Genomic DNA, 24,418 nt, shown 5'->3' on the forward strand with positions numbered 1-24,418 from the left:
GTCACACAAGAACAATGCCAGACGAGCCCCATTGCCTGGACACGCCTAAGCGGGCAAGGTCGTACGATCGATCACCTTGCGCAGGACAAAACTGGTGTGCACGCCGGTCACCCCTTGAATGCGCGTGATCTTGTTGAGCAGCAGATCCTGGTAGGCATCCATGTCCCGGACGACCACTTTCAACTGATAGTCCGACTGCTGACCGGTGATCAGCAAACACTCCAGCACCTCGGGAATATCACCGATGGCCGTCTCCAGATTGGCGAAACGCTCCGGCGTGTGCTGATCCATCGAAATGCCGATCAACGCCATGAGCGACAACCCCAGCTTCTTGGCGTCGAGCATGGCGCGGTAGCCGGTAATCAGCCCCGACTCCTCAAGCACCCGAACCCGGCGCAAGCATGGCGAGGGCGACAGGCCGATGCGATCAGCCAGATCCTGGTTGCTGACACGTCCATCGACTTGCAGGATGGCAAGAATTTGCCGGTCGTAGCGATCCAGTTCCATAAAATTCCCAATATCAAATAATTACCACAACTTTCTGCCAATAATACATCGAACCAGACATCAATTCGCAATCGCCTGCCGGCGCCTTTGGCCTAATATTTCGCTATCGAAAATTTTATCCGGAGCACGCCATGATCACCCAGCCCGCCACCAAATACACCGCCTTCCCGCCGGTCCGCCTCGCTGACCGCCAGTGGCCGAACCGCGTCATCGAGAAGCCGCCGATCTGGATGAGCACCGATCTTCGCGATGGCAACCAGGCGCTTTTCGAACCGATGAACGCCGAGAAGAAAATGCGCATGTTCAAGACACTTTGCGCCATAGGCTTCAAGGAAATCGAGATCGCCTTTCCCTCGGCCTCGGAAACCGAATTCGGCTTCGTACGAGAATTGATCGAAGGCGGCCACATTCCTGACGACGTCACCATCGAAGTCCTCACCCAGGCCCGCGAACACCTCATCCGCCGCACCTTCGAATCGATCAAGGGCGCCAAGCAGGCTATCGTCCACGTCTATAACGCCACCTGCAAAACCTTCCGCGACAACGTTTTCGGCATGAGCAAGGCAGAAGTCGTCAGCATGGCCGTTGATGCCGTCAAGCTCATCCGCCAGCTTGCCGATGAAATGCCGGAAACGAAGATCACGCTCCAGTACAGCCCGGAACTTTTCACTGCCACCGAACTCGATTTCGCCCTCGAGGTCTGCGATGCCGTGACCGCCACCTGGGGGGCCACGCCGGAATGCAAGGTCATCCTCAACCTCCCGACCACTGTCGAAATCGCCACACCGAACATTTACGCCGACCAGATCGAGTGGATGCACAAGAATCTCGCCCGCCGCGACAGCGTGCTCATCAGCCTCCACCCGCACAATGACCGCGGCACGGCCGTCGCTGCCGCCGAACTCGGCCTCATGGCCGGCGCCGACCGCGTCGAGGGTTGTCTTTTCGGCAATGGCGAGCGGACCGGCAATGTGGACCTCGTCACCCTCGCCCTCAACATGTACACGCAGGGCGTTCATCCCGGCCTCGATTTCTCGGACATCAATGCCATCGCCCGCACCGTCGAACACTGCACCCAGCTCCCAATCCATCCGCGCCACCCGTACGTCGGGGATCTCGTTTTCACGGCCTTCTCCGGCTCCCACCAGGATGCCATCAAGAAGGGGTTCTCGGCTCAAGAGGCAGACGAGCAATGGGCGGTGCCCTATCTTCCGATCGATCCGGCCGATGTCGGCCGTTCATACGACTCGGTCATTCGGGTGAACAGCCAGTCGGGCAAAGGTGGCATCGCCTATCTCATGGAAACCGAGCACGGCGTGGTCATGCCGCGCCGTTTGCAGGTCGAGTTCTCGGGCGTCGTCCAGCAGCATACCGACGCCCATGGCGGCGAAGTAAGCGCTGACGGCATCTGGACCATGTTCGCCAAGACCTACCTCGACGCAGCCAGCCCGATCCGCTACCGCGAACATCACCTTTTCGAGCATGGCAGCGCCCAGGGCATTCGTCTCAACATCGATATCGATGGCACGCCGCATATTCTCACCGGCGAGGGCAACGGTCCGATCAATGCCGCGGTACACGCCTTGCAGAGTGCCGGCATCAACATCCAGGTGCGCAGCTACGAGGAACGTTCGATGGTACCGATGGGCGAGGACGGCAACGCCCGGGCCTGCGCCTTCATGGAGGTGGCTGGCAAAGACAGCGGCGAGTGCTACGGTGTCGGCGTCGACAGCAATATCGTCACCGCCTCGATCAAGGCCTTGCTGAGTGGTGTCAATCGCCTCGGCGTCATGCAGATGCGCGGAGAGCAACCGCAGGCCGCCTGAAACGCCCCAAAATCCCTTGCCAAAACACCGGCAAGGGATTGAATATTCGGCGCTTTTCATTTCCGTCCCTTGCCACACATGGGATCGGCGCGTAAGATGCTGGCTTCGTCGGAGTAAAAATATCCGACTCCACCGTTCTGCCCGCGTAAATGCCGTTCCTCTGCCGCCCCGTCAATCGACGATTTCCGGCACGCCGAAGTCACCATTTCCCGTCGCAAAGCGCTGTTTCATTGCTCGCCCGAGCCTGTCCGGATTGCCGGATATCGGACGATCATCACTTTCGGGGAATAAATGGTCCGCATTCAGTTCACTATCGATCTTCACTATGAACTGGGTTTTCAGGGCGCCGATTTCGTTTTCAACATCCACGCGGCCAAGACGGCCAGCCAGACGATCATCAACGAACAGTTGATCATCAGTCAGCAGGTTCCGCACACGATTCAGACCGACCCGGCGACCTGCACCCGCTACCTGCGCCTGACCGGCGCCCCCGGTCCGCTGCATATCAGCTACAAGGCCGTGCTTGACATCAAACAGCAGGTCGACCAGCCCGACCTGATCCAGGAAACGCCGATCGCCAAGCTCCCGCTGTCGGCCCTGACCTACATCTATCCGAGCCGCTACTGCCAGTCCGACCGGCTGGCAGCTCTGGCGATGAGCGAGTTCGGCCATCTGCCCAAGGGCTACCGCCGGGTCGAAGCCATCCGCAACTGGGTCAACAAGCATGTGACCTTCAAGGGCAACACCACCAATTCAGCCACTGCCGCGCTCGATACGCTGATTGACCGGGTGGGCGTCTGCCGCGACTTCGCGCACCTGATGATCGCCATCTGCCGCGCCCTGAACATTCCGGCCCGTTTTACCACCGGTATCGATTACGGTGCCGACCCGTTGCTGGGCCCGACCGATTTCCATGCCTACGTCGAGGTCTTCCTCGGCGACCGCTGGTATCTGTTCGACCCGTCCGGCACGGCGATCCCGATGGGCTTTGTCCGTCTGGCCACCGGCCGCGATGCCGCCGACGTATCCTTTGCGACCATCTTCGGCGGCGTTCTCTCGCCACCGCCGGTGATCACCATCAGCGCCATCACCGAAGCCGGCCAGCCGTGGGAATTACCGCGCCACCGGCACGAGGCGCTTTCTACCGACGCGGCACCAGCCGCCGTCACCACCCCCTGAACATTTTTTACGATTACTGGAGTACAACACTTGGCAAAAGAAGAACTACTGGAAATGCAAGGCGTCGTCGAAGACGTGCTTCCGGATGGTCGTTTCCGCGTGACGCTGGAAAACGGTCACGTGATGATCGCCTACACGGCCGGCAAGATGAAGAAGAACCACATCCGCATTCTGCTCGGTGACAAAGTGACGCTGGAGCTGTCGCCCTACGACCTGACCAAGGGTCGCATCACGTTCCGCCACATCGAAAACCGCGGCTCGCCGATGCCGCAGCAACGCCGCCGCTACTAAGCAGCCGGTTTTGCCGTCGCCCGACGGCCTGGCCTGAACTGCCAGGTATCGTCGTAGTACGCCGGATCTTCGCTGTCCGGCGTAACGCCAGGAATCCCCAGCAAGGGTAGCGGTTGAAAATCGCGAGGCCGGGTGTAACGACCGCTGATCAAATCGGCGGCCAGAAGCTTGTCGACCGCAGCAAGCTGCTCTGAATCGCCCATCTCAAGCCAAGCCTCGCTCACTTCGTAGAGCACCGCCTTGGCCGTCAGGCCGCGAAAAGGCCTGAGCATCTGCTCGTAGGTGGCGTGGCCGAAAATCACGAAACGCATGCAGCGAATCACCTCGGCGCGTCGCTCGACGAACAATTCCTTCCACTGGAAATTACGCAGCAGCTCAAGCAGTTCCGGCTGACTGGACAACACGACGATGCCGCATTCGTCGAAGTGGGTCAGCGCATCGCGGGTCGTGCCGCGCGCCTCGCCCGGCGCCTGCATGGCGCGCATGTGAGCGGCGCTGACAGCAATCTTGGTTTGCGGAAAACGGAGCCAGACCAGGGCATTGAAGAAGTCATGCCAGTTGTCGGGTCGGGTTTCGACTTCGCCGCTGTCCCAGATCCGGCATTCGTAGACCAGGCCATCAGGACGCGGCGGGACGAAACGGATGCGCTGGCCGTTCGCGGCATGAATGGGAAACTGTTCGGCCAGTTCGGCTACCGCCGAGGCGTCCGGCATTTGCGGCAGGCGATCCAGCCACGGCCGTAGCGGATTGAACAGCGGCGACGCGTAAAGACTCACTCGTCAGCCGACGATTCGCCTTGCTCTTCCTTGACGAAAACCAGCTCGCCCTTCTTGACGCGGAAGGAACCCATCAGCTGGCCCATGCCTTCGGGCGGTTCGCTGTCCATTTTGGCGAAGCTCTCGCAGGTCTGCGTTTCGGTGGCGAACATTTTTTTGCCAGCCTTGATGATGAAAGCCCCGGACGGTACCTGATAAACCTCGACCCTGGTCTTTTCCGTAGCCGCCCCCAGACTGTGCCGACGCATGCAGGCCGGCATCCGCGAAACAACCATGTACAACTCGACCTTGCTGTCCCAGAAATACGGCTGTTCACGAATCAGCGACAGCACGTGCTCGCGGGTGTTGTCGATTTCATACGTCGCGCCGTCGTTGACGCAGGCGGTGAGTAGCGGAGCGGCCAGCAGCGGCAGCAGGAGGTGGCGCAGACGCATGATGGTTTTCCTCAGAGCATTTTCCAGGACAGCGTTTCGCCAGCGCGCAGCGGAACGATCGTATCAGTACTGATGTAGGGGTAGTCGGCCGGCACGGTCCAGTCCTGTTTGGCCAGCGTGATCTTGCCGCTGTTGCGCGGCAGGCCATACCAATCGGGGCCATTCAAGCTGGCGAAGGCTTCGAGCTTATCCAGCGCCCCGGCCTGTTCGAAGGCTTCGGCATAGAGCTCCATGGCGGCATAGGCGGTATAACAGCCGGCGCAGCCGCAGGCGGCCTCCTTGGCGCCCTTGGCGTGCGGCGCCGAATCGGTGCCGAGGAAGAATTTCGGATTGCCGGAAATCGCCGCGGCAACCAGTGCCTCGCGGTGCGTTTCGCGCTTGAGCACGGGCAGGCAGTACCAGTGCGGCCGGACGCCGCCCTGGAAGATGGCGTTGCGGTTGTAGAGCAGGTGATGGGCGGTGATGGTCGCTGCCACGGTCAACCCGGAATTTTGCACAAAATCGGAAGCATCCTTGGTCGTGATGTGCTCCATGACCACCTTGAGCTGCGGAAAACGCTGAGTCAGCGGCAGCAGTACGGTATCGATGAAGACCTTTTCGCGGTCGAAGAGATCGATTTTCGGGTCGGTCACTTCGCCATGCACGAGCAGCGGCAGGCCGACGCGCTCCATTTCGGCCAGCGCGTCGTAGGCCTTGGCGATGTCGGTCAGGCCGGCGTCGGAATTGGTCGTCGCCCCGGCCGGGTAGAGCTTGACTGCCTTGACGAAGCCGGAAGCGGCAGCCTTGGCGACTTCGCTGGCCGGCGTGTTGTCGGTCAGGTAGAGCGTCATGAGCGGCTCGAAGCTGGCGCCTGCCGGCAGCGCCGCGACGATGCGGTCACGGTAGGCGGCCGCCTGATCGACGGTGGTCACTGGCGGCTTGAGGTTGGGCATGACAATGGCCCGGCCAAACTGGGCGGCCGTGTGGGCAAGGACGGAAGCCAGGGCTTCGCCGTCGCGCAGGTGAAGGTGCCAGTCGTCGGGGCGAGTGATGGTGATCTGCATGACGGTTCTCGGGTCGGTTTGCAGTAATTTTAACAGGCTGCCCGGCGTAGTCGGGACGATTCGCCACAACAGAACCAGCTCACTTTTTGCAAACCAGCCACAAAGCTTTACAAAATGACAAGCGCAAACTGTTAATCTGGGTGTGCCGATTTCTCTACATCCCGGTTGCCGGGAGGAACCCCACCTAGGCCGCCCACGCATTCTGGACATCGGCGCCAAAAAAATCCGGTTATCAGACTGCCATGTACGACACCCCACTCCGCCCCCTCGCCGGTGCAACGCCAGCCACCGGCGAGCCCGCCAATATCTATCTGCTGCACGCCGCGGTACTCAAGGTTTCGGCCCAAGCCAACGCGCCCGACGAAGCCTTGCTGGGCAAGCTGTTTCGCCGCCGGCTCAGCCGCCTGGAGCGGGTTCTTGCCTCGTACGGCGGTTCGCTCATCCGGCAAATGCCGCAGGGTCTGCTGGCCGCCTTCGATACGGCCGAGGCGGCGGTCCTGGTAGCCTGCGAAATGCAGCGGCGCTGCGCCGTTATCCCGCAGATTCTGGAAACCCAGATCGGCTTGAAGATCGGCATCCACCCGGCGAAATCCGGACGCGACCAAAGCGACGGAGAAACAGCGGCCGCCCGGCTGGCAACGCTGCTCGGGGAAGGCAGCATTGTCGCGGCGGGGACGGTTGTCGAAGCCTTGCCCGAAATACTGCGCGAAAAAACCGCACTCCTCGTCCGCGAAAATATTGGCATTGCCGCCCATCTCGTCGACTGGGGGACCATTCCCATGCTGCCCGCGCCGACACCGACTCCGCCGCTAAGAGCCCGAGCACCAGTAGCGCCGCCAGAGACCGCCAAGCCCCCGGGCGTCAGCCTGATCCTGCGCCAGGGTGAGCGCAGCTACCGCTTCGACGGGGAAAAGTCAGTCATCACGATCGGCCGTTCGCCCGAGAATGACGTGGTGATCCGGACCCCGAATGCGTCCCGCCAGCATTGCCGGATCATCTATAAACTCGACAACCACGTCCTCGTCGACCTGAGCATGAACGGCACCTTCGTCAAATCAGGCAACGCCCCGGAAAAAGCGGTCCGGAAAAACATGGTGACCCTAAGCGGCAGCGGACAAATCGGCTTCGGCCACTCCTGCGAGGTTGCTGGCGAGCAGGTTTTCGAGTTCGAAATCGGCTGACTTCAAACGACCAAAGGCTGCGCCCTATCCAGCCTTGAGCGCCAGCGCCAGGTCGTAAAGCGCATTCTTCGCCGCGCCGGTAATCGCCGAGGCCAGTTTGGCCGCCTGTTTGACCGGCAACCCCTCAGCCAACAGCAACTTCAAAACCCGTTCGCCTTCGCCGCTTTCGGCATTCGCCGGGGCACCCGAGAGCATGAGCACGAACTCGCCGCGCTGGCGGTTGGGATCTTCCTTGAGCCAGGCCAGCCCTTCGGCCACCGGCAGGGAATGGATCGATTCGAACAGCTTGGTCAGTTCGCGAGCGATGACCAGCGTGCGGTTGCCGAACACCGTCGCCATGTCCTCGACCGTTTCGAGTACGCGGTGCGGCGCTTCGTAGAATACCAACGCACATTCATGCTCACGCAGTTCCTCCAGGGCTTGCCGGCGCTGGCCGCCCTTGCTCGGCAGAAAACCGTAGAACAGGAAATGTTCGTCGAGCAGGCCGGAGCCGGACAGCGCCGTCGTCGCGGCACACGGGCCGGGCAGCGGGATGACCTTGCAGCCGGCAGCGCGCACGGCAGCGACGATGCGGGCACCCGGATCGGAAATACCCGGCGTACCGGCATCGGAAATCAGCGCCACGGCTTCGCCGGCCTGCAGTTTTTCGACGATGCGGGCAGCGGCTTCGTGTTCGTTGTGCTGATGGGCCGGAATGGTCCGCGCCTGGGCGCCAAGTTGCTTGAGCAGCGGGCCGCTGTGGCGGGTGTCCTCGGCGGCGACCCAGGGCACGGTGCGCAGGATTTCCTCGGCGCGACGCGTCAAATCGGCGAGATTCCCGAGCGGTGTCGGGACGACATACAATGCGGCGGATTCTTCCGTCATTATTATCAACATGCAGGCAAAGACCAACGATACCACCACGACGCGCGGCCGCGAAGCCGAAGAGCGGGCGGCGCGTTATCTCGAATCCCACGGTCTACCGGAAATTTCGCGCAATTTCAGAATCCGCGGCGGCGAAATCGACCTCATTTGCCGCGACGGCAAGGTGCTGGTTTTCGTCGAAGTCCGCCAGCGCAGCCGCAGCGACTTCGGCGGGGCCGGGGCGAGCATCACAGCGAGCAAGCGGCGGCGCATCATCCTCGCCGCCCAGCACTACCTGCTCGGCAAGCGGGATTGCGATTGCCGTTTCGACTGCGTGCTGATCGATGGCGACCAGCTCGAATGGATAAAAAATGCGTTTTCTGCTGACGATTAGCCTGGCCTTGTGGCTGACGACGGCGCAGGCAGAAAGCGTGCGCATGCTCGTGCAGAATTCGCCGCTGGCCGGCAGCCAGTTTTACGCGCTGGAAACGTTCTGGTCGGAAATCAAGGTCGGCGACGCCCTCGCCCTGATCCGCGAACCCGACAACAAGCATGACCGCAACGCCATCCGCGTCGAGTGGCAAGGCCACCAGCTCGGCTACGTGCCGCGCGCCCAGAACCGCGCCGTGGCCGCCGCGATGGACGCCGGCGACCGGCTGAGCGCCCGCGTGTCGTCGCTGAGCGACAACAAAAATCCATGGCAACGACTGGCGTTCGAAGTCTTCGTCGAGCTGTGAGGTAGAATGCTTTCACTTCTAGCCCCAACTCATTGAACGATATGGATTTGATCGCCCGCGTTGCCAAGCATTTCGAAGACAGCGCCCAAACCAAGCTGAACGCCGTTGAAATGATGGCTGCCCCGATTGCCGCGGCGATCGAAACGATGACCAACTGCCTGATCAATGGCGGCAAGATCCTGGCCTGCGGCAACGGCGGCTCGGCCGGCGATGCCCAGCATTTCGCCGCCGAACTGATCGGCCGCTTCGAGGCCGAGCGCCAGGAACTGGCGGCCATCGCGCTGACCACCGACACCTCGATCATCACCGCCGTCGCCAACGACTATTCGTTCAGCCAGATTTTCTCCCGCCAGGTACGCGGTCTCGGCCATGCCGGCGACGTGCTGCTGGCCATTTCGACCTCGGGCAACTCGGCCAACGTCATCGAAGCGATCAAGTCGGCGCACGAGCACGACATGCACATCGTCGCGCTGACCGGCAAGGGCGGTGGCCTGATCGGCGAAATGCTGCGTGACGACGATATTCATCTCTGCGTGCCGGCCGAACGGACGGCGCGAATTCAGGAAACCCACCTGCTCGTCATCCATTGCCTGTGCGATGGGATCGATGCACTTTTATTGGGAGTCGAATGATGCAAAAAGCCAAACTCACCCTCGCCGCTGCGGCGCTGATCCTTGCCCTGCCCATGCTCCAGGGCTGCGTCCCGGTCATTGTCGGCGGCGCTGCGGCCGGCGTCATGTCGGCCCATGATCGCCGCTCGACCGGCACGCAAACCGACGACGAAACGACCGAATGGAAGGCTGGCCAGCGCGTTCCTGATCAATACAAGACTTTCTCGCACATCAACTTCACCTCGTACAACCGCCGCGTGCTGATCACCGGCGAAGTGCCGAACGAGGAAGCCAAGGCCGCCGTCGAAGCCGAAACGCGCAAGCTTGACGGCGTCCGCGAGGTGTACAACGAACTCGGTGTCGGCCCGGCCTCGTCGCTCGGCAGCCGCAGCACCGATTCCTACATAGACTCCAAGGTCAAGGCCCGCCTGGTCGACTCCAACCAGATCTCGGCCAACCACATCAAGGTCGTCACCGAGCGCGCCATCGTCCATCTGATGGGCATCGTCAACGCCCGCGAAGCCAAGGTTGCCGTCGATGTCGCGCGCACCACCTCGGGTGTCAAAAAAGTGGTCAATGTGCTCGAAGTCGTCGGCGATGAAGACACCCGCCGTCTCGACAACCAGACGTTGGGCGCGCGCACCCCGCCGCCGGCCAGTGCGCCGGTCGAAAGCCGCTGAACCATCGCTCAGGCCGCCGCAAGGCGGCCTGATTGCTTTAAGCCTCAGTGCACGCCGAAAGCCTGTGGCAACCAGGTCGCCAGGAAAGGCAGCGCCGAAATGATCAACGCCCCGATGAACATGGCGAACACCGCCGGCAAGACTGCGGCGGCGACATAACGGATCGGCTTGGCGAACATCGCCGAGGCGAAATAGATGTTCATGCCGGCCGGCGGGCAGAGAAAACCCATCTCGATATTGGCCAGGAAAATCACCCCAAAGTGCACCGGATCGATGCCGTAGGCGAGCGCCACGGGCAACAGCAGCGGGACGAGAACGACGATGGCCGCGTAGATTTCCATCAAGGCCCCGGCCAGCAGCAGGAAGAGGTTCAGGGCAATCAGGAAGGCGAACTTGTTGGGCAGCACCGACTGCACCCATTCGATGGCCGCATCGGGAATGCCGGCATCGACGAGGTAGTTGGTCAGGCCGAGCGCCATGCCGAGGATGAGCATGATGCCGCCGATGACTTCGGCGCAATCAACCAGCGTTTTCCGGAAATGCGGCCAGTCGAGTTCGCGATGCGCGATGGACTGCGTGAGCAGCGCGTACATGGCCGTCAGCGCGGCGCTCTCGGTCGGCGTGGCGATGCCGCTGACCAGTGAGCCGATGGCGACGACCGGCGCCAACAACTCCCATTTGGCGACCCACAGGGCGCTACCCAGACTTTTCGTTTTTGGCTCTTTTTCCCGGTTGACCGTAGCAATGCCGCCCCGCCGCAAATAACCGCCGACCAACAGCAGGCAGGCAACCATGAGCACCGCCGGCAGCACGCCGGCGAGGAACATGGTGTTGATCGGCACGCGGGCGATGATGGCGTACATGATCAGCGGCACCGACGGCGCCAGCAGCACGCCGAGGGCGCTGGCGCTGGTCACCAGGCTGATGCCGCGCTGTTCGGGGAAGCCGGCCTTGGTCAGCAGGGGCAGGAGCAGGCCGCCGAGAGCCAGAATGGTGACGCCGCTACCGCCCGTGAAGGCGGTGAAGAAGGAACAAAGCACCGCCGCGGCAATCGCCGTACCGGCCACGCCGCTGCCGAACGCAGCCGTGAACACCTCGCCGAGTCGGGCCGCCGCGCCGGTCCGGGCGAAGAGCAGGCCGGCCAGCGTGAACAGCGGCAACGCCGGCAACGAAGGATTGACGGTAATCTGGTAGTGGCTGAGCGGCACCGAAGCGAGCGGCTGGCCTTCGCTCCAGAACAGCGCCAGGGCCAGCCCGCCGAGCACGGCGAAGATCGGCGCGCCGCAGAAGAGGATCAGCGTCAGCCACAGGGCGAAGGGCCAGATCGGCAAGCTGCTGCCGTCGAAATGCTGGGCGAAGGCGTAGCCGGCGGCTGGCAGGGCCAGCGCCAGGGCGACGCGGCCGGCCAGGTTGGGCGTGATGCGTGAGGCGAGTTTGAGGCCAAGCAGCGCGAAGCCGACCGGCATGGCGATTTCGAACATCCAGCCGGCGATGCCGTAGGCGATGTCGCGCGGCATTTCCATTTCCGTGGTGACGAAAGTCCAGCTGGCCTGCGCCAGCATGCCGCAGAGCACGGCGGCGCTGGCCTTGCCGAAAACCACCGCGCTATTGCGGACGAGCGGATTGGTCGAGGCGGTGAAGCCGGCACCGAGCGCACTCAGGTGCAGGCCGCGTTCGGCGAGCAGCGCCCCGAACATGGCGAGCAACAAGCCGCAGTGCTGGACGAGCACCGGCGCATTATCGATGCCCGAGCCGAACAGCGGGCGCAGAACGATTTCAAGCAGCGGCACGAGCAGCATGACGAGCAGCGCGCCACCAGCAATCAGCGCATCGAATTCACCGAGACGGCGCCAGGGATTCATACTTTTCAGCTCCGGGCAGCCCTATTTCTTGCCGGCGCGGAAGGCCTTGAGCAGCCCGACGACCTCATCGAACTGCTCGGCCGGCACCAGCTTGCCGCGGATACGCGGGTAGAGCCCGTCGGCCAGCGCGTTCCATTCTTTCATTTGTTCGGCATTGGGCTTGTTGACGGTGAGACCGCGCTTTTTCATCGCCTCGACCGCCTCATCGACTTCCTGCCGCGCCTTGGCGCGCAACTGGACGCCGGCCTTGGCACCGGCTTCACGGACGATGGCCTGACCTTCCGGCGTCAGTTCGTCCCAGGCTTTTTTGGTGACGATCAGGGCGCCGACAATCGGCGACCAGTTCATGTCCAGCATGTTGTTGGCCGTCGTGTAGATCTGCGTCGCCAACGCGAAATACGGTGTCGACGGCACGGCGTTGATCATCCCGGTCTGGATGGCCGGCAGGATGTCGGCGGTTTCGAGCGGTACCGGCGTGTAGCCGAGGTTCTTCATGATTTCCTGCTGGTCGGCCTCGGCCCCCCAGGCAAAGAACTTCATGCCCTTGAAATCATTCGGCGCGAAGGCCGGCGTCTTGCTGAAAAAGCGCACCCAGCCGGCATCGCCCCAAGCAAGCACGACAAAACCCTTTTCGAGGAACTTCTTTTCCATGGCCGGGCGCATCTTTTCGCGCACGTAATCGACCTCTTCCCAGCTCTTGAACATCATCGGCATGTTCTGCAGCGCGGCAATCGACGGCTCGATCTCGCGCAACCCGACCACCGAGAGCAGGCCGCCCTGCAACTGGCCGATGCGCATGCGGCGCACCATGTCCGTCTCTCCCCCCTGGCTGCCATCCGGATAGACCAGATACTTGCCATTGCCGCCTTGCGCCGTGCGCCAGGCTTCGCCAAGTTCCATGAGCTGGCGGTGATAGAGCGAATTCTTCGAAGCCAGCGTGCCGATGCGCAACTGCTTGTCGGCGGCGTAGGCATTGAGGGCAAGCACGGTGCCGAGCAGGAGCGCAGCCAGTCTGGTTTTCATTGTCATCTCCAGGAATTTCAGAACAGGTCGGGCGCCTGTTCCAGCAGCCATGCCGCACGACGGCGCATGACTTCGTTTTGCAGCGCCTGCGGGCTATCCGGCGCATCCTTGATGGCCACGGCCCGCTTGAGCAGCGACTCGAACAGCGCACGGTCGCCGGCCGGCTGGACGTAGCCCTCGGCCTTGCCGACCAGCGCGCCGGCACTGTTTCCGCCGCCCTGAGCGATGGCCTGGTCGTACCAGACCAGCGCCTGGGCCTGACTGCCGCCCGGGCGTGACGCTTCAAAGGTAGCCAGCAATCCGATCAGCGCGCCCTGCCCCCAGGCCGGGTCAGCCTGCCAGGCCAGTTGCGTCAGGCGCACGGCCTGCGGCAGATCGGCCACCACGTCCGGATCATCCTTCGACAGCGAAATCCAGCCGCCCCACGAGGCTGCGGCCCAGTAAGCCAGGCCGACCTGGGCCGGCGCCAACTTCGGCTGGTCGGCCGCCAGCGGCGCGCTGAGTGCATGGGCGAAACCAGGCGTTTCCTTTTCCAGCGCCGCCATCGCATGCTGATGGGCCCGGCGATAAAGCTGAGCGGCCCGGCGGCGCAGGCGTTCTGCCGCCTTGGCATCCTTAGCCTCGATGCGGTCAGCTTCGAAAGCGACGAAGGCGTAGGCGTACTGCGTGAAGCCACCGGCCACAGCCTCGGCCAGCCCGCGATGACCAGGGTCACTGCGCAGCACGGACTCCGACAGCTTCAGGTAAAAGGCGCTCGCTTCGCGGGCCAGATCGAGATCGTTTTCGCTGGCCTGGCCTTGTGCCGCCAGTTCGTCGGCGATGCTGCCGACGACCATCTGGCGCGGCGAACAGCCCGTCAGCGAGACGCTGACAAATAGCGCAAAGAGGGCCAGAAAGGTGCTGCGCCGGAGCAAGGGCAAGTGAATTCCGCTGGGTTCGATGGAGTGCCCTGCACACTAGCCAGCCGATGTTACGTGGGGATGACAGGCCGCGCCGACAGCCAAAGCCACTAAAATGATGCCCTGTCCTCAACTCGTGATGTCGCCATGACCTACGCCGCCCCCCGCTTCGAAACGAAAATCTGCCCGCCCGACCAGTTGACCGCCAGAGTCGCCCAGCTCGCCCGCCCGCTGGTCTTCACCAACGGCTGTTTCGACATCCTGCATCGCGGCCATGTCACCTATCTGGCGCAAGCGGCGGCGCTTGGGACCAGCATGGTCGTCGCGCTCAACACCGACGCCTCGGTCAAACGCCAGGGCAAGGGGGATGATCGGCCGGTCAATCTGCTCGAAGACCGGCTGGCGGTCATGGCTGCGCTCGAATGTGTGGCGCTGGTGACGTGGTTCGACGAGGACACGCCGCTGCAGCGCATCCTCGAATGTCGGCCGGACATTCTCGTCAAGGGCGGCGACTGGCCGGTGGACAAGATTGTCGGCTGCACGGAGGTGCGGGGCTGGGGGGGGACGGTGCACTCCATACCATTCATTCACCAGAAATCCACCACGGCCTTGCTGGAGAAGATTCGGCGGCTTTGATTAGGCGCCGGGGTCTTACACCCGGTGGGTTTCACGCTTGAGGTGCCGGTGCCCCTTCGCAACCGCAGGTTTTCGCGCTTGAGGCGCGAGCGTACTTTCTTCTTGCTTCGCCAAGAAGAAAGTAGCCAAAGAAGAAGGCGACCCTGGGTCGGTGCCGGCTGCGCCGGTTCCCTGCGCTACTCGAGCCTGGCGGGGGCTGCGGAACTCGGGCTTCGCCCTCAGACAGTCCTCGCCCTTTTCCCGCCAGCCCCTGCGTTGCTCGGCACCTCTCAAGGGGCCCGGTGAAACGATCCGGGCTCGGGCTTGGGTGCTTGAATAGTGGATTTCATTTTTGGCCATTTTTTCCGGTTGACCGTGGAACCCACCTCGGCGTTAAACTATCGCTTACCAAACACCCAAAAAACCCGAGCGACCCTGAACATGAACTTCATCCGCACCTTGACGCTCCGCCAGTTGCAGATCTTCGTCGTCGCCGCCCGCCACCTGAGCTACGCCCGTGCCGCCGAGGAACTGCACCTGACGCCGCCGGCCGTCTCGATGCAGCTCAAGCAGCTCGAAGACAACGTCGGTCTGCCGCTGTTCGAGCGCATGGGCCGCGGCGTCGCCCTGACCGATGCTGGCGACCTGCTCATGCACCACGCCCTGCGCGTCCTCGGCGAGATCAAGGATGCCGAGGCCAACCTGCAAGGGCTGCTCGGTGGCGAAACCGGCCAGTTGTCGGTCGGTCTGGTCAGCACTGCCAAGTATTTCATGCCGCGTCTGCTCGCCCAGTTCTCGCAGGCCCATCCCGGCATTGAGGTGCAATTCTCGGTCGGCAACCGCGAGAGCCTGCTCCAGAAGCTGCAGGACAACGCCATCGACCTCGCCGTCATGGGCCGCATCCCGGTCGAGATCGACGCCCACGCCGAGCCGATGGCCAGCCATCCCTACGTGCTGATCGGGCCGGCCGACCACCCGTTGCGCGACGCCCGCCGTTTCGACTTGCAGGAACTCCGCCACGAAACCTTCCTCCTGCGCGAAGAGGGTTCCGGCTCCCGCCGCGTCGCCGAGGAAATGTTCAAGAACCACCTGTTCACGCCGGCCAAGACAATCAGCATGGGCAGCAACGAGACGATCAAGCAGGCGGTGATGGCCGGCATGGGCGTGGCGCTCATTTCGCTGCACACCCTGCCGCTCGAATTGAAGACGTCCGAGGTCAGCGTTTTGGACATCATCGGCACGCCGATCGAGCGTACCTGGTACGTCGTGCACATGAACAGCAAGCGCCTGTTGCCGGCCGGCCAGCGCTTCCGCGAATTCCTTCTGGAACAGGCGGCACCGGGTCTGGAAAAGGAATTCGGCCGCTACCTGGCCGCCCGCACCGCATCCTGAAGTGCTTACGCTACAATCTGCTGCACCGCACCATTGACGAATCGACCTCGATCATGCACCCACGCCTGATGCTTTCCGAACTGCAGGAGCACCCGCTCCGCCAGCGCCTCAACAACGAGTTCCACGCCCGGCCGCCCGTGCCGCTGGTCGGCGCGGTGCTCGTCTCGCACCTGGTCTTCAAGCACAGCACCGAGAAGGCACCGGCCGCCCGCGACAACCTCACCAAGCTCTGCCAGGGCCACGTCTGCAACTCGATCGACAGTTCCGATTCGCACATGATGATCGACACCGGCGCCTTCCGCATGCGCTGGGAGCTGCACACCGAATTTTCGAGCTACACCTTCTTCCGGCCGCTGGCCACCGGCGAGGAGCTGCACCCGGATGTCACCGCCTTCGACGCCGTGCATCCCGAGTGGATCTCCGGCATCCCGGGAAAACTGATCGTCGCCACCCACGTAGAGCTGCGGTCGACCGACGAAATCAGCCCGGATTCAGTGCTCGCCAGCCTGACGCCGAACGGCCGGACGATGGTCGCCGCCCGGGTCGCCGACGACACCGCCTGGATCTTCACCGACTTCAAGATCGACAACGGCTTCTCGCGCTTTCTTGTCCTCAATGACGGCATGACCCAGCGCCAGACCGGCCGCACCGTACAGCGCCTGGTCGAGATCGAAACCTACCGCCTGATGTCCCTGCTCGGCCTGCCCGTCGCCAAGGAAGTCAGCCGCTGGCTCTACGACGGCGAAAAGCAGCTGGCCGAACTGATGGACAGCATCGGCCAGGCCAAGACACCGGATGACGAGCGCGGCGTGCTCGGCACCCTGTCGGCGCTGGCCGCCGATGTCGAACACTCGGTGGCCCGCACCACCTTCCGCTTTGGCGCCTCGCGCGCCTATCACGGGCTGGTCATGCAGCGCATCGAAGAACTGCGCGAGACGCGCATTTCCGGCCTGCCGACCTTCTTCGAATTCATGCAGCGCCGCCTGCTGCCGGCGATGAACACCTGCGAAGCGATCAGTCGCCGCCAGGAAGAACTCTCGGCCCGCGTCGCCCGCAACAGCCAGTTGCTGCGCACCCGCGTCGACATTGAACTGGAACGCCAGAACCAGGAACTGCTTGGCCAGATGAACCAACGTGCGAAGTTGCAACTTCGCCTGCAGGAAACGGTCGAAGGCCTCTCCGTCGTCGTCCTCACCTATTACGGCTCGCAACTTGTGCAGTATCTGGCCAAGGGCACGAAGGAGCTGCATCATCTCAACACCGACGTCATCACCGCGATTTCGATCCCGGTCATCGCCGGACTGGTGTTCTGGGGCACCCGCCAGATGCGCAAGAAACTCGCGGCCGAAGCCGGTGAAACGCCGCATTAATTTATAATCCTTCCTTTTTCGCCTTCAGGAAATCTGCCGTGACCACTCCGCTCTTCCAGTCCTCCATCACCAGCCTGCCCCTGCTCAACAAGGGCAAGGTTCGCGACATCTACGCCGTCGATGCCGACAAGCTGCTGATCGTTACGACCGACCGCCTCTCTGCCTTCGACGTCATCCTGCCGGACCCGATTCCGCGCAAGGGCGAAGTGCTCACCGCCGTCGCCGATTTCTGGTTTGAAAAGCTCGGCCACATCGTCCCCAACCAGCTGACCGGCATCGATCCGGAAACCGTCGTCGCCGAAAACGAGCGCGACCAAGTCCGCGGCCGCGCCGTCGTCGTCAAGCGCCTCAAGCCGCTGCCCATCGAAGCCGTCGTCCGCGGCTACGTCATTGGCTCCGGCTGGAAGGACTACCAGGAAACCGGCGCCATCTGCGGCATCGCCCTGCCGGCTGGTCTGAAAATGGCCCAGAAGCTGCCGTCCCCGATCTTCACACCGGCCACCAAGGCGGCAGTCGGCGATCATGACGAAAACGTCTCCTTCGCCGTCGCCCAGGCCAACTGCGCCGCCGACCTGGCCGAAGCCCTGGCCGGCACTGGCAAGAACGGCGCCCAACTGGCCGACGAAGCCCGCATCGCCGCCATCCGCCTCTACGAAGAAGCCTGCGCCTACGCCAAGGGCCGCGGCATCATCATCGCCGACACCAAATTCGAATTCGGCATCGACGCCGCCGGCACCCTGCACCTCATCGACGAAGCCCTGACCCCGGACTCCTCGCGTTTCTGGCCGGCCGACCAGTACGAGGAAGGCAAGAACCCGCCCTCCTACGACAAGCAGTTCGTCCGCGACTACCTCGAAACCCTGGACTGGGGCAAAGTCGCTCCCGGCCCCAAGCTGCCAGCCGACGTCATCGCCAAGACCAGCGCCAAGTACATCGAAGCCTACGAAAAACTCACCGGCAAGACGTTGTAAGCGACCGTCGCTTCCGGTATTAGGTAGCACCTGCCCCTAGACAAGCTAACCGCCGCGCGGCAGCCTGACGGGGGCAATCCCATACAAGCGCAACGCCTGTATGTAGCACTTGCCCCCCGAACTCTGCTCCGACATCAAGGTATCCCCTCCCTAAACTCAAGAGTGGCCTACGAGCCACTTGATTAGAGAGGACCTTATGGCAGTTACGATGGGCCAGCTTGGCCTGCGACATGCGCGTTGCCGGCTGGCCGGCGATAACCAAAAGCTAGGCAGACGACAACAGAAGCTGCTCGCCCAGATTGAGAGCTTAAAGGAACAGGTCGCGGCGCTCGACGCCCTGCTGCAGGGGAACACGGAGAAGATGCTAGCCATCGACTCGGCCTTGCAGGTGGTGTTCAGTGACCAGCAACCCTTGATAGCCCGCCAAACATTCCCAAAAAGGCATGCCTTAGCATGGGGCGCTATTACGCGAGGAGTCCTCACCGTAATGCGCGACTCGAATGGCGCGATTTTGAGCACCCACGAGGTTACCCTCTGCTTAGCGGACCAAACCGGGTTCGAGTTGCAAACCGGGGACGATTTTCAAGGCTTACGCAAAGCAGTTCGGCATAGATTAGCGGCCCTGGCAAACAAGGGAACGATAGAGCGACTTCACGAGCACGAGTCTAACCAGGCAGGATTATGGCGTCTCAAGGCTCCGTCCGAGTAAGGCCAGTCCACAGCGACAGCCTGGTCAAGCAATACCGCCAGCTCCTCGGCGAGCGCAAGTTCTGGGCTGAACGCCGCGACCACCCGCGGGCCGCCCCCGAGCTGGCCAGGCTCAACTCGGCAATCGAGGCGCTGGCCAACGCGCTCCCGCTAGTTGCCCCTACGGTCGTCCTGGCTGAGCTGAGACAGCTACGATTCCACTTGGCGTTTCCCTTACCAGGGAGTGCTCTCAAGCGGGCCGTCCTCGCCGGCCTGCGGAAGCTCGACAGCCCTACGATAGATGAGCTGACCACGCATATCGTGGAGACTCAATGCATCGACCTCGAGCTTCACGACATCGGCCGGCTACACCAACGGGTACAGAGGGTGCTGGACGGATTGGTCGCCAAGGACAGTATCGTAGCCACACCAGCACAGCCGACGCGGTGGTCCCTGAATCCATAAGCCCTACTGGGCAACCCCGAAGTGCGTTCGTCCCCAGACAGCGACCCCGACCAGCAGAATCAGTAGCACCCAAATCCAAACACCAGCCCTCGCTGTCTGGCTATTTGCTGTGGTTGTCGAAGCCGCAAGGCGAGTCCGTACCTCAGCCAAACGACGCTCCTTTTCTCGTTCGCTTAGCCGAAAGCGGTCAGCTGGGCTCTCAGGGTGATGGGACATGCCTCCGTATAGCGAACTGCTGAGCTAGGCGCTGCGACTCCGTAGGGCTGAGATTGCCGGTTAGGCCTATCTCCTAGCTATACAGGAGGTAGCGTTTCAAGGAGGTATTTCAATGCGCGCGGCCCACGTTGTGGCAATACTGGCATCGGTGCCAGGAGCAATTGCCCTGGCCATAGACCAGGCGGGAGTCAGTCCTTTATTTCTGGGTTTTCCCGTCTCCCTGGTATGTCTAATCGGTTCGTTAATTATCCCGGCGCACCCCAAAATCGCACCACCGGAGCCAGACGGCTTCAACCGCCGCGTTGATGCCGCAAGGGCAAATGATTCTGGAAGGTTGCTCCTCGTCGCGTTAGGGTTGTTCTTCCTCTACGGGGTGTATGCGCTGGCTCTCCCCGATAAAGCTAGTCGCCGGCCTGCAGCTACTACTAGCCAGCCGACTGTAAGCAGTGGCGATGGCAAGGAGTCCTATTCCCCGGAAAAGCAAAGCGTGGAGGCAGCTAAGTGACAGCCTTAGTCGCGGCACTTCAATCACGTCTCTATGCCCCTCTTGGCCGTCGCAGGCGCCACATACAACCGACGCACCGGCCGCCCATCCTCAAAGCTGACCACCGAGTCATGCAGTCGCTTGTTACCCTGCCAGTACGCGGACCAGTCCCTCGACGGTCGAGCCCTTAGGCAGGCCTCCAGCACCCGAGCAAAGATGCTGCCATTGTCCTGCCGCCGGGTGTCCTCCCGGAACGCAATTTCATAGGCATACACGTCCAGATACTTCCGCTTCAGCTTGTGTATCTGGCCGAACAACAGCCGTCGGAACCGCGCGATGAACGACTCCGATTGGTTCTGGTTGGTGCCATCCTCGGTGCAATAGGTCTCGTTGTGCGGGACCACCTTGTGCTCGAACCAGATGCCTAGCTCCGTGAAACCATTGGCCTCGTCGGTAACCACCGTCGCATCCTCATCAACGTTGGCCCGGACCGCGGCCACGATGTCGTTGGAATTCTCCGACGGGATGACCACGATGCGGCTGCGGTCCGCCCCTTCGCCATCGTTGGAGCCTCGCTGCCGAATGACCAGGACGGAACACTTCTCCGGGTTCTGGTTCTCGGCCAGGCGCCGGTCCTTGCGCTCGGCCTTCTTGTTCTTCGGCCGGCGGTAGGTATGGACGTAGGCGCCATCCACCTCGACCGTTCCCTCGAACTTGGTCAGGTCCTGCTTGAGCCACAGGGATTCCCGGACCTTGTGCAGGAGCACCAGGGCGGTCTTGTACTGGACATCCAGGTCGCGCATCAGCTGGCAGGCCGACAGGCCTTTGACCGCATTCACGTAGAGAGCGATGGCGCCCAGGATTTTTTGGAGGGGCAGCTTCGCGTTGGCGAAGACGGTGCCTGACGTGACGGAGAAATACTCTTTACAATCACGGCAACGCCAGCGGTCCTGGCGCTCCCGAAAATAGTGCTCCCGAACCACCCCGCAATGCGGGCAGACCTGCTTGCGCTCCGCACCCCAGCGGACACGCGCGAACATGGCGCGCGCCTCGGCATCGCTGAAGGCCAGTAGCTTGGCCAGCGATAGCGTGCGTGCTTGGGCGGAGAGGAGATAGTGCTGAGACATCGGGCATGACAGGGCCTTGGGTTAACTGTGTACGCACCGCTTTTTCGGAATCCGGGCTTCGTATTCACCAATGCGTCGATTCACATCGCCAATGGGTCGTTTTGCACCGGCCAAAAACCTGGCTGGCCGAAGCCCCTGTCGGTGCGCGCGGCACAACATAAGGACAGACGATGAAGGACCATTGGGAAAACGAGGCCGCAGGCATCCTGAAGGGCCTGCTGGCGCGCGATGACGTCGGCTACAAGAAGCTGGCGCTCGAGCTAGGGAAGCTGGGCATTCAGGAAACAGAGCGGGCGTTGCGGAACAAGATTAACCGTGGCTCCTTCTCCTTTCCGTTCTTTCTCAGCTGCCTGGTGGCACTGGGTTATGAGGACATTCGCTTCACTGTTCGGCCGCCGAAGCCGAAGAATGAAGGCGTACGCGAGACCCCGCATATCGTCTGAAGGACCCGACGACCTTCCCAAATACCTCGAAGCTGAACTCGGGGCGGATGGGGGCGTAAGCCTTGTTGCCGGGCTGTAGGTAGAAGTCTTCTGCCTTGTCGTCGTAGGCCAGGAACTTCACGGTGAAGTCGTTATCGACGATGGCCACGACGATATCGCCGGGTTTGGCCGGCGCGCCTTTCTGGACCACCACGATGTCGCCTTCGAAGAGACCAGCATCCTCCATGGAATCCCCACGAACCTCGAGCAGGACGGACTTGGACGGGATGGCCACCAGGTGCTCGTCGATGGACAGGGTCTTGAGGGGATTACCGAAGGCCGGATGGGGTGTGCCGGCGCGGACGGTATCGACCACCTCGCGCTCGAAGAAGCGCTTGGCTGGCGCCAGGCGGCCTGTTGGACCGGACTCGAGGTAGCCACGTTCCTTGAAGCGTTTGGCGAGGGCGGCGACCGAGGAGGAGGACTTGAGGCCGAGCAGTTCGCCTATCTGGGCGAAGGACGGCAGGACGCGATGGGTCGCGTAATAGTCTTGGAGCCGCTGCAGGTATGTTTCATCGCTCATCATGCCCTCGTCGAATGTTTGTTCGATGAAGGCATGATACTGTATAAATAGCCAGTGTCAACTGGCCAGCGATAGGCTAGAGATAGCCTTGTACGGTCTTTCTGAGGAAGTCCGCGTGTTTGTAGATGTCATCCAAGTCAGCCAGTGAGACGCGCTCCTCGTTCTTATCGTCCATCAGGCCGATAACGAGGCGGGCCGTATTGTTAAAGCGCAGACGGCAAATCGGCTTGCGGTTGTTGTCGTCCAAGAGGATGGCGCAATAGCTTTGAGCGTCACGCATTACGATGCGCTTGGCGGAGACCAGGTCGCGCAGGATGGCGCGGACAATGTGGAAGCCTTCGATTTCCTCAAGGGTCGTGGTAATGGCAGCCATATCGGTGGCGGGGTCCGCCGGGCCTTGCTGTGCGGCTTCGGGGGTGCTGGGCGCAGCCTCAGCGGCGTGCTCCGGCGCCATGGCTACGCGCAGCCGGTCGTTGATGCGGTCCCCGATTAGCCGCTGGAAGGCGCGCTTGGTGATGGCCGTGAACTGCTCCTTGACCGCTGGGGTGAAGCGCTTGCCGGCGAGGTGGTCGGCGGCAACCAGGCGGACAAAGTCTTCCGAGGGATTCACCATCCACTCAGCCAGTTGGTTTTGGATAATCCGCGTGTATTTTAGGTCGTTCGCGGTCACCAGAATCGTATCGACATCGAAGCTGGCCTTGGCGAATTTCTTGAGCTCGTCGACCTCCTGGTCTTTGAAGTCGAGGATGTTGAATTCGAGGAAGGGCTTCTCGTCCATCTTGTTGGGCTGTTCCAGGTCGGTGAAGAACTGGTAGCGGATGCCGTTGGTCAGGACGCCGAAGCGGGCTTCGGTGACGTGGAAGTAGCGGAACAGCTGGGACGCGTGATTGACGTTGAGCTCGGCGCCAGATTTCTTGCATTCGAACAGGAGGATGGGCTTGCCGGCGCTGAGGATGGCGTAATCGACCTTTTCGCCCTTTTTCATGCCGACGTCCGCGACCAGTTCAGGGGTGACCTCGAGCGGGTCGAACACGTTGTATCCAAGTGCCTGGATGAAGGGCATCACCATGGCGTTCTTGGTGGCCTCTTCTGTCTGAATGAGGTCCTTGGTGCTGGCGATGCGGGTAGCCAGGGCGCGAAGCTGGTCGATAAAGTCCATTGCTAATCCTTTGCTAGGTAGATTTTTGGCATATTCCAAGATAATAGCCGTGAACGCATGGCGCCAGCTAGCCCTTAGGTGGCTGCATAGATGACGCTCATAGCTATACAGTAAGCTGCCGACAGTGCCGTACCTTATAAGGTCAGCGGCTAGTTGAGACCTGCTCGAAAAACAAACTGAGCATCATGGAGAGCTTCAGATGTATCGAAAACTCAACCCGCTGCCCGGGTGTATTCTCTGTGGTGAGCCTAAGCAGTTGGTTTTGAGCCATGTCGTGCCAAATTTCTTTCGGCGATGGATGGCCAAAGAATTAGGCGAAGCCCCTCGCTTTCAAAACCCCCATACGCGAGTTGGCCAGTACCACCAAGACCTATCTAAGCACCGGCTATGCTGTTCGGACTGTGAATTAGCAATGAGCCGTGATGAAGCCTTCGCGCAGAAAAAATTTCTAGTTGAATGGCAAATTAAAGGGACTCGCAATCTCAGCTACGAGTCGTGGATGGCTAGATTTTTAGCGGGGATGGCGGCAAAAGCTGCTGCTGTGCTACTACACTCGCCGCCGTCGACTAAACGCGAAAGTGACTTAGACCTACCATTTAACCAATTAACGAGAGTGTCGCTGCCTGAGCTTGAACGCGATATGTTGGCAAAAGCGCTTGAGGTATGGCGACAGTTTGTATTGGGTAAGTTGTCGACGCCCGGTAGTCATGAACTCCATCTTCTAGGAATCGATACGAATAGGCTGCCTGGCTTACAAGGGGTGCTTGGCCACAACTACCTTCACTCTGAGGATTGCTCGGGTATTCTCCTCTTGCTGAATGGTGTTGCTGCTATCGGCGTGGTTCGGGGTAGCTCCGACTTCGTGCGCCGGTCAACCAGGGTAGCCATTCGGCAGGGGTGGGTTGGTCAGCAAAACTATGACATCCCATCAATGACGAAGGAAGTCCTGAAGGACTTGAGCGACGCAAACGTTAATACGTGGCAGATTGAACGACAGCTCCTTGACGCAAAACAGTCAATGAAGCGGTAGCTTTT

The 24,418-nt window shown here is 61.6% G+C and carries 27 protein-coding genes; 16 read left to right on the top strand and 11 right to left on the bottom strand.

Translation table 11 applies throughout. The features are described from left to right. Positions 1 to 45: 45 nt before the first annotated feature. A complete protein-coding gene (locus tag KI610_RS17265; protein ID WP_226496179.1) occupies positions 46 to 507 on the bottom strand; it encodes an Lrp/AsnC family transcriptional regulator in 462 nt (153 codons plus the stop codon). A 131-nt stretch (positions 508 to 638) separates the two neighbouring features. On the opposite strand from KI610_RS17265, the gene leuA reads away from it, so the two are divergent. The 3 genes from leuA (at position 639) to infA (ending at position 3,803) form a co-directional block, all read left to right on the top strand. Then, positions 639 to 2,333: a 2-isopropylmalate synthase gene (gene leuA, locus KI610_RS17270; protein WP_226496180.1), complete on the top strand. Its 1,695-nt coding sequence runs from the start codon at positions 639 to 641 to the stop codon at positions 2,331 to 2,333. A gap of 291 nt (positions 2,334 to 2,624) precedes the next feature. Beyond that, positions 2,625 to 3,512: a transglutaminase-like domain-containing protein gene (locus KI610_RS17275; protein ID WP_226496181.1), complete on the top strand. Its 888-nt coding sequence runs from the start codon at positions 2,625 to 2,627 to the stop codon at positions 3,510 to 3,512. A 30-nt stretch (positions 3,513 to 3,542) separates the two neighbouring features. Further along, positions 3,543 to 3,803: a translation initiation factor IF-1 gene (infA, locus tag KI610_RS17280; protein WP_226403651.1), complete on the top strand. Its 261-nt coding sequence runs from the start codon at positions 3,543 to 3,545 to the stop codon at positions 3,801 to 3,803. Here infA and KI610_RS17285 read toward each other — a convergent pair. The 3 genes from KI610_RS17285 to pyrC are packed head-to-tail and all read right to left on the bottom strand — an operon-like array spanning position 3,800 to position 6,056. Then, positions 3,800 to 4,579 carry a DUF3025 domain-containing protein gene (locus tag KI610_RS17285; RefSeq protein WP_226496182.1) on the bottom strand — a complete coding sequence of 260 codons (780 nt, stop codon included), beginning with the start codon at positions 4,577 to 4,579 and terminating at the stop codon, positions 3,800 to 3,802. The two genes, infA and KI610_RS17285, sit on opposite strands and share 4 nt — an antisense overlap. Next, positions 4,576 to 5,013, bottom strand: coding sequence for a hypothetical protein (locus KI610_RS17290; RefSeq protein WP_226496183.1), 438 nt, complete (start codon positions 5,011 to 5,013; stop codon positions 4,576 to 4,578). Before KI610_RS17290 ends, KI610_RS17285 begins: the two co-directional genes overlap by 4 nt. An 11-nt stretch (positions 5,014 to 5,024) precedes the next feature. Next, positions 5,025 to 6,056: a dihydroorotase gene (pyrC, locus tag KI610_RS17295; protein ID WP_226496184.1), complete on the bottom strand. Its 1,032-nt coding sequence runs from the start codon at positions 6,054 to 6,056 to the stop codon at positions 5,025 to 5,027. A gap of 242 nt (positions 6,057 to 6,298) precedes the next feature. Here pyrC and KI610_RS17300 point away from each other — a divergent pair, with 242 nt between their 5' ends. Beyond that, entirely contained in the window at positions 6,299 to 7,237 is a 939-nt protein-coding gene (locus KI610_RS17300) for an FHA domain-containing protein (protein WP_226496185.1), read from the top strand. A 24-nt stretch (positions 7,238 to 7,261) separates the two neighbouring features. On the opposite strand, the gene rsmI is transcribed toward KI610_RS17300, so the two are convergent. Further along, positions 7,262 to 8,101, bottom strand: coding sequence for a 16S rRNA (cytidine(1402)-2'-O)-methyltransferase (gene rsmI, locus KI610_RS17305; protein WP_226496186.1), 840 nt, complete (start codon positions 8,099 to 8,101; stop codon positions 7,262 to 7,264). Between the two features lie 10 nt (positions 8,102 to 8,111). Between rsmI and KI610_RS17310 the strand changes: the two genes are divergently transcribed. The 4 genes from KI610_RS17310 to KI610_RS17325 are packed head-to-tail and all read left to right on the top strand — an operon-like array spanning position 8,112 to position 10,108. Further along, positions 8,112 to 8,474, top strand: a complete 363-nt coding sequence (locus KI610_RS17310; RefSeq protein ID WP_226496187.1) for a YraN family protein — start codon at positions 8,112 to 8,114, stop codon at positions 8,472 to 8,474. Next, the gene (locus tag KI610_RS17315; RefSeq protein ID WP_226496188.1) at positions 8,452 to 8,817 is read left to right on the top strand and encodes an HIRAN domain-containing protein; all 366 of its coding nucleotides are present in this window, start codon (positions 8,452 to 8,454) and stop codon (positions 8,815 to 8,817) included. Before KI610_RS17310 ends, KI610_RS17315 begins: the two co-directional genes overlap by 23 nt. 41 nt (positions 8,818 to 8,858) lie before the next feature. After that, complete coding sequence (locus KI610_RS17320) at positions 8,859 to 9,449, top strand: phosphoheptose isomerase (protein ID WP_226496189.1); 591 nt, start codon at positions 8,859 to 8,861, stop codon at positions 9,447 to 9,449. Further along, positions 9,449 to 10,108 carry a BON domain-containing protein gene (locus tag KI610_RS17325; protein WP_226496190.1) on the top strand — a complete coding sequence of 220 codons (660 nt, stop codon included), beginning with the start codon at positions 9,449 to 9,451 and terminating at the stop codon, positions 10,106 to 10,108. Before KI610_RS17320 ends, KI610_RS17325 begins: the two co-directional genes overlap by 1 nt. A gap of 44 nt (positions 10,109 to 10,152) precedes the next feature. Here the strand turns inward: KI610_RS17325 and KI610_RS17330 are convergent, their stop codons facing one another. The 3 genes from KI610_RS17330 to KI610_RS17340 are packed head-to-tail and all read right to left on the bottom strand — an operon-like array spanning position 10,153 to position 13,913. Continuing rightward, positions 10,153 to 11,970 carry a TRAP transporter large permease subunit gene (locus tag KI610_RS17330; protein ID WP_226496191.1) on the bottom strand — a complete coding sequence of 606 codons (1,818 nt, stop codon included), beginning with the start codon at positions 11,968 to 11,970 and terminating at the stop codon, positions 10,153 to 10,155. Positions 11,971 to 11,991: 21 nt separating this feature from the next. Next, positions 11,992 to 12,993 (bottom strand): TRAP transporter substrate-binding protein, encoded by a 1,002-nt coding sequence (locus tag KI610_RS17335; RefSeq protein WP_226496192.1) that lies wholly within the window; start codon positions 12,991 to 12,993, stop codon positions 11,992 to 11,994. 17 nt (positions 12,994 to 13,010) lie between these two features. Continuing rightward, on the bottom strand, positions 13,011 to 13,913 hold the full coding sequence (locus KI610_RS17340) for a TRAP transporter TatT component family protein (RefSeq protein WP_226496193.1): 903 nt from the start codon (positions 13,911 to 13,913) through the stop codon (positions 13,011 to 13,013). Between the two features lie 126 nt (positions 13,914 to 14,039). Here KI610_RS17340 and rfaE2 point away from each other — a divergent pair, with 126 nt between their 5' ends. From rfaE2 to KI610_RS17370, 6 genes are all read left to right on the top strand, one after another. Next, entirely contained in the window at positions 14,040 to 14,528 is a 489-nt protein-coding gene (gene rfaE2, locus KI610_RS17345; RefSeq protein WP_226496194.1) for a D-glycero-beta-D-manno-heptose 1-phosphate adenylyltransferase, read from the top strand. A 420-nt stretch (positions 14,529 to 14,948) separates the two neighbouring features. Continuing rightward, positions 14,949 to 15,899 carry a LysR family transcriptional regulator gene (locus tag KI610_RS17350; RefSeq protein WP_226496195.1) on the top strand — a complete coding sequence of 317 codons (951 nt, stop codon included), beginning with the start codon at positions 14,949 to 14,951 and terminating at the stop codon, positions 15,897 to 15,899. A 53-nt stretch (positions 15,900 to 15,952) separates the two neighbouring features. Next, positions 15,953 to 17,269, top strand: a complete 1,317-nt coding sequence (locus tag KI610_RS17355; RefSeq protein WP_226496196.1) for a DUF3422 family protein — start codon at positions 15,953 to 15,955, stop codon at positions 17,267 to 17,269. 38 nt (positions 17,270 to 17,307) lie between these two features. Further along, positions 17,308 to 18,240 carry a phosphoribosylaminoimidazolesuccinocarboxamide synthase gene (locus KI610_RS17360; RefSeq protein WP_226496197.1) on the top strand — a complete coding sequence of 311 codons (933 nt, stop codon included), beginning with the start codon at positions 17,308 to 17,310 and terminating at the stop codon, positions 18,238 to 18,240. 196 nt (positions 18,241 to 18,436) lie between these two features. Further along, the gene (locus tag KI610_RS17365; protein WP_226496198.1) at positions 18,437 to 18,949 is read left to right on the top strand and encodes a hypothetical protein; all 513 of its coding nucleotides are present in this window, start codon (positions 18,437 to 18,439) and stop codon (positions 18,947 to 18,949) included. 771 nt (positions 18,950 to 19,720) lie between these two features. Further along, complete coding sequence (locus KI610_RS17370; protein ID WP_226496199.1) at positions 19,721 to 20,113, top strand: hypothetical protein; 393 nt, start codon at positions 19,721 to 19,723, stop codon at positions 20,111 to 20,113. Between the two features lie 23 nt (positions 20,114 to 20,136). Here KI610_RS17370 and KI610_RS17375 read toward each other — a convergent pair whose 3' ends face one another. After that, on the bottom strand, positions 20,137 to 21,219 hold the full coding sequence (locus KI610_RS17375) for an IS1595 family transposase (RefSeq protein WP_226496200.1): 1,083 nt from the start codon (positions 21,217 to 21,219) through the stop codon (positions 20,137 to 20,139). A 170-nt stretch (positions 21,220 to 21,389) separates the two neighbouring features. On the opposite strand from KI610_RS17375, the gene KI610_RS17380 reads away from it, so the two are divergent. Beyond that, positions 21,390 to 21,662, top strand: coding sequence for a DUF6471 domain-containing protein (locus tag KI610_RS17380; RefSeq protein WP_226496201.1), 273 nt, complete (start codon positions 21,390 to 21,392; stop codon positions 21,660 to 21,662). Here KI610_RS17380 and KI610_RS17385 read toward each other — a convergent pair. Both KI610_RS17385 and KI610_RS17390 read right to left on the bottom strand, forming a co-directional pair. Beyond that, the gene (locus KI610_RS17385; protein ID WP_226496202.1) at positions 21,601 to 22,224 is read right to left on the bottom strand and encodes a LexA family protein; all 624 of its coding nucleotides are present in this window, start codon (positions 22,222 to 22,224) and stop codon (positions 21,601 to 21,603) included. The two genes, KI610_RS17380 and KI610_RS17385, sit on opposite strands and share 62 nt — an antisense overlap. Positions 22,225 to 22,300: 76 nt before the next feature. Beyond that, on the bottom strand, positions 22,301 to 23,383 hold the full coding sequence (locus KI610_RS17390) for a type I restriction endonuclease (protein WP_226496203.1): 1,083 nt from the start codon (positions 23,381 to 23,383) through the stop codon (positions 22,301 to 22,303). Between the two features lie 199 nt (positions 23,384 to 23,582). On the opposite strand from KI610_RS17390, the gene KI610_RS17395 reads away from it, so the two are divergent. Next, complete coding sequence (locus KI610_RS17395) at positions 23,583 to 24,413, top strand: hypothetical protein (RefSeq protein WP_226496204.1); 831 nt, start codon at positions 23,583 to 23,585, stop codon at positions 24,411 to 24,413. Positions 24,414 to 24,418: the final 5 nt, after the last annotated feature.

Origin of the sequence: Ferribacterium limneticum, assembly GCF_020510565.1 — a bacterium.
In the GTDB taxonomy this organism is placed as follows: domain Bacteria; phylum Pseudomonadota; class Gammaproteobacteria; order Burkholderiales; family Rhodocyclaceae; genus Azonexus; species Azonexus limneticus_B.

Coding starts and splice junctions, on each gene's coding strand:
- KI610_RS17265 (WP_226496179.1), bottom strand. CDS start 507: ATGGAACTGGATCGCTACGACCGGCAAATTCTTGCCATCCTGCAAGTC.
- leuA (WP_226496180.1), top strand. CDS start 639: ATGATCACCCAGCCCGCCACCAAATACACCGCCTTCCCGCCGGTCCGC.
- KI610_RS17275 (WP_226496181.1), top strand. CDS start 2,625: ATGGTCCGCATTCAGTTCACTATCGATCTTCACTATGAACTGGGTTTT.
- KI610_RS17290 (WP_226496183.1), bottom strand. CDS start 5,013: ATGCGTCTGCGCCACCTCCTGCTGCCGCTGCTGGCCGCTCCGCTACTC.
- pyrC (WP_226496184.1), bottom strand. CDS start 6,056: ATGCAGATCACCATCACTCGCCCCGACGACTGGCACCTTCACCTGCGC.
- KI610_RS17300 (WP_226496185.1), top strand. CDS start 6,299: ATGTACGACACCCCACTCCGCCCCCTCGCCGGTGCAACGCCAGCCACC.
- rsmI (WP_226496186.1), bottom strand. CDS start 8,101: ATGACGGAAGAATCCGCCGCATTGTATGTCGTCCCGACACCGCTCGGG.
- KI610_RS17310 (WP_226496187.1), top strand. CDS start 8,112: ATGCAGGCAAAGACCAACGATACCACCACGACGCGCGGCCGCGAAGCC.
- KI610_RS17315 (WP_226496188.1), top strand. CDS start 8,452: ATGCGTTTTCTGCTGACGATTAGCCTGGCCTTGTGGCTGACGACGGCG.
- KI610_RS17320 (WP_226496189.1), top strand. CDS start 8,859: ATGGATTTGATCGCCCGCGTTGCCAAGCATTTCGAAGACAGCGCCCAA.
- KI610_RS17325 (WP_226496190.1), top strand. CDS start 9,449: ATGCAAAAAGCCAAACTCACCCTCGCCGCTGCGGCGCTGATCCTTGCC.
- KI610_RS17330 (WP_226496191.1), bottom strand. CDS start 11,970: ATGAATCCCTGGCGCCGTCTCGGTGAATTCGATGCGCTGATTGCTGGT.
- KI610_RS17335 (WP_226496192.1), bottom strand. CDS start 12,993: ATGAAAACCAGACTGGCTGCGCTCCTGCTCGGCACCGTGCTTGCCCTC.
- rfaE2 (WP_226496194.1), top strand. CDS start 14,040: ATGACCTACGCCGCCCCCCGCTTCGAAACGAAAATCTGCCCGCCCGAC.
- KI610_RS17350 (WP_226496195.1), top strand. CDS start 14,949: ATGAACTTCATCCGCACCTTGACGCTCCGCCAGTTGCAGATCTTCGTC.
- KI610_RS17355 (WP_226496196.1), top strand. CDS start 15,953: ATGCACCCACGCCTGATGCTTTCCGAACTGCAGGAGCACCCGCTCCGC.
- KI610_RS17365 (WP_226496198.1), top strand. CDS start 18,437: ATGGCAGTTACGATGGGCCAGCTTGGCCTGCGACATGCGCGTTGCCGG.
- KI610_RS17370 (WP_226496199.1), top strand. CDS start 19,721: ATGCGCGCGGCCCACGTTGTGGCAATACTGGCATCGGTGCCAGGAGCA.
- KI610_RS17375 (WP_226496200.1), bottom strand. CDS start 21,219: ATGTCTCAGCACTATCTCCTCTCCGCCCAAGCACGCACGCTATCGCTG.
- KI610_RS17380 (WP_226496201.1), top strand. CDS start 21,390: ATGAAGGACCATTGGGAAAACGAGGCCGCAGGCATCCTGAAGGGCCTG.
- KI610_RS17385 (WP_226496202.1), bottom strand. CDS start 22,224: ATGAGCGATGAAACATACCTGCAGCGGCTCCAAGACTATTACGCGACC.
- KI610_RS17390 (WP_226496203.1), bottom strand. CDS start 23,383: ATGGACTTTATCGACCAGCTTCGCGCCCTGGCTACCCGCATCGCCAGC.
- KI610_RS17395 (WP_226496204.1), top strand. CDS start 23,583: ATGTATCGAAAACTCAACCCGCTGCCCGGGTGTATTCTCTGTGGTGAG.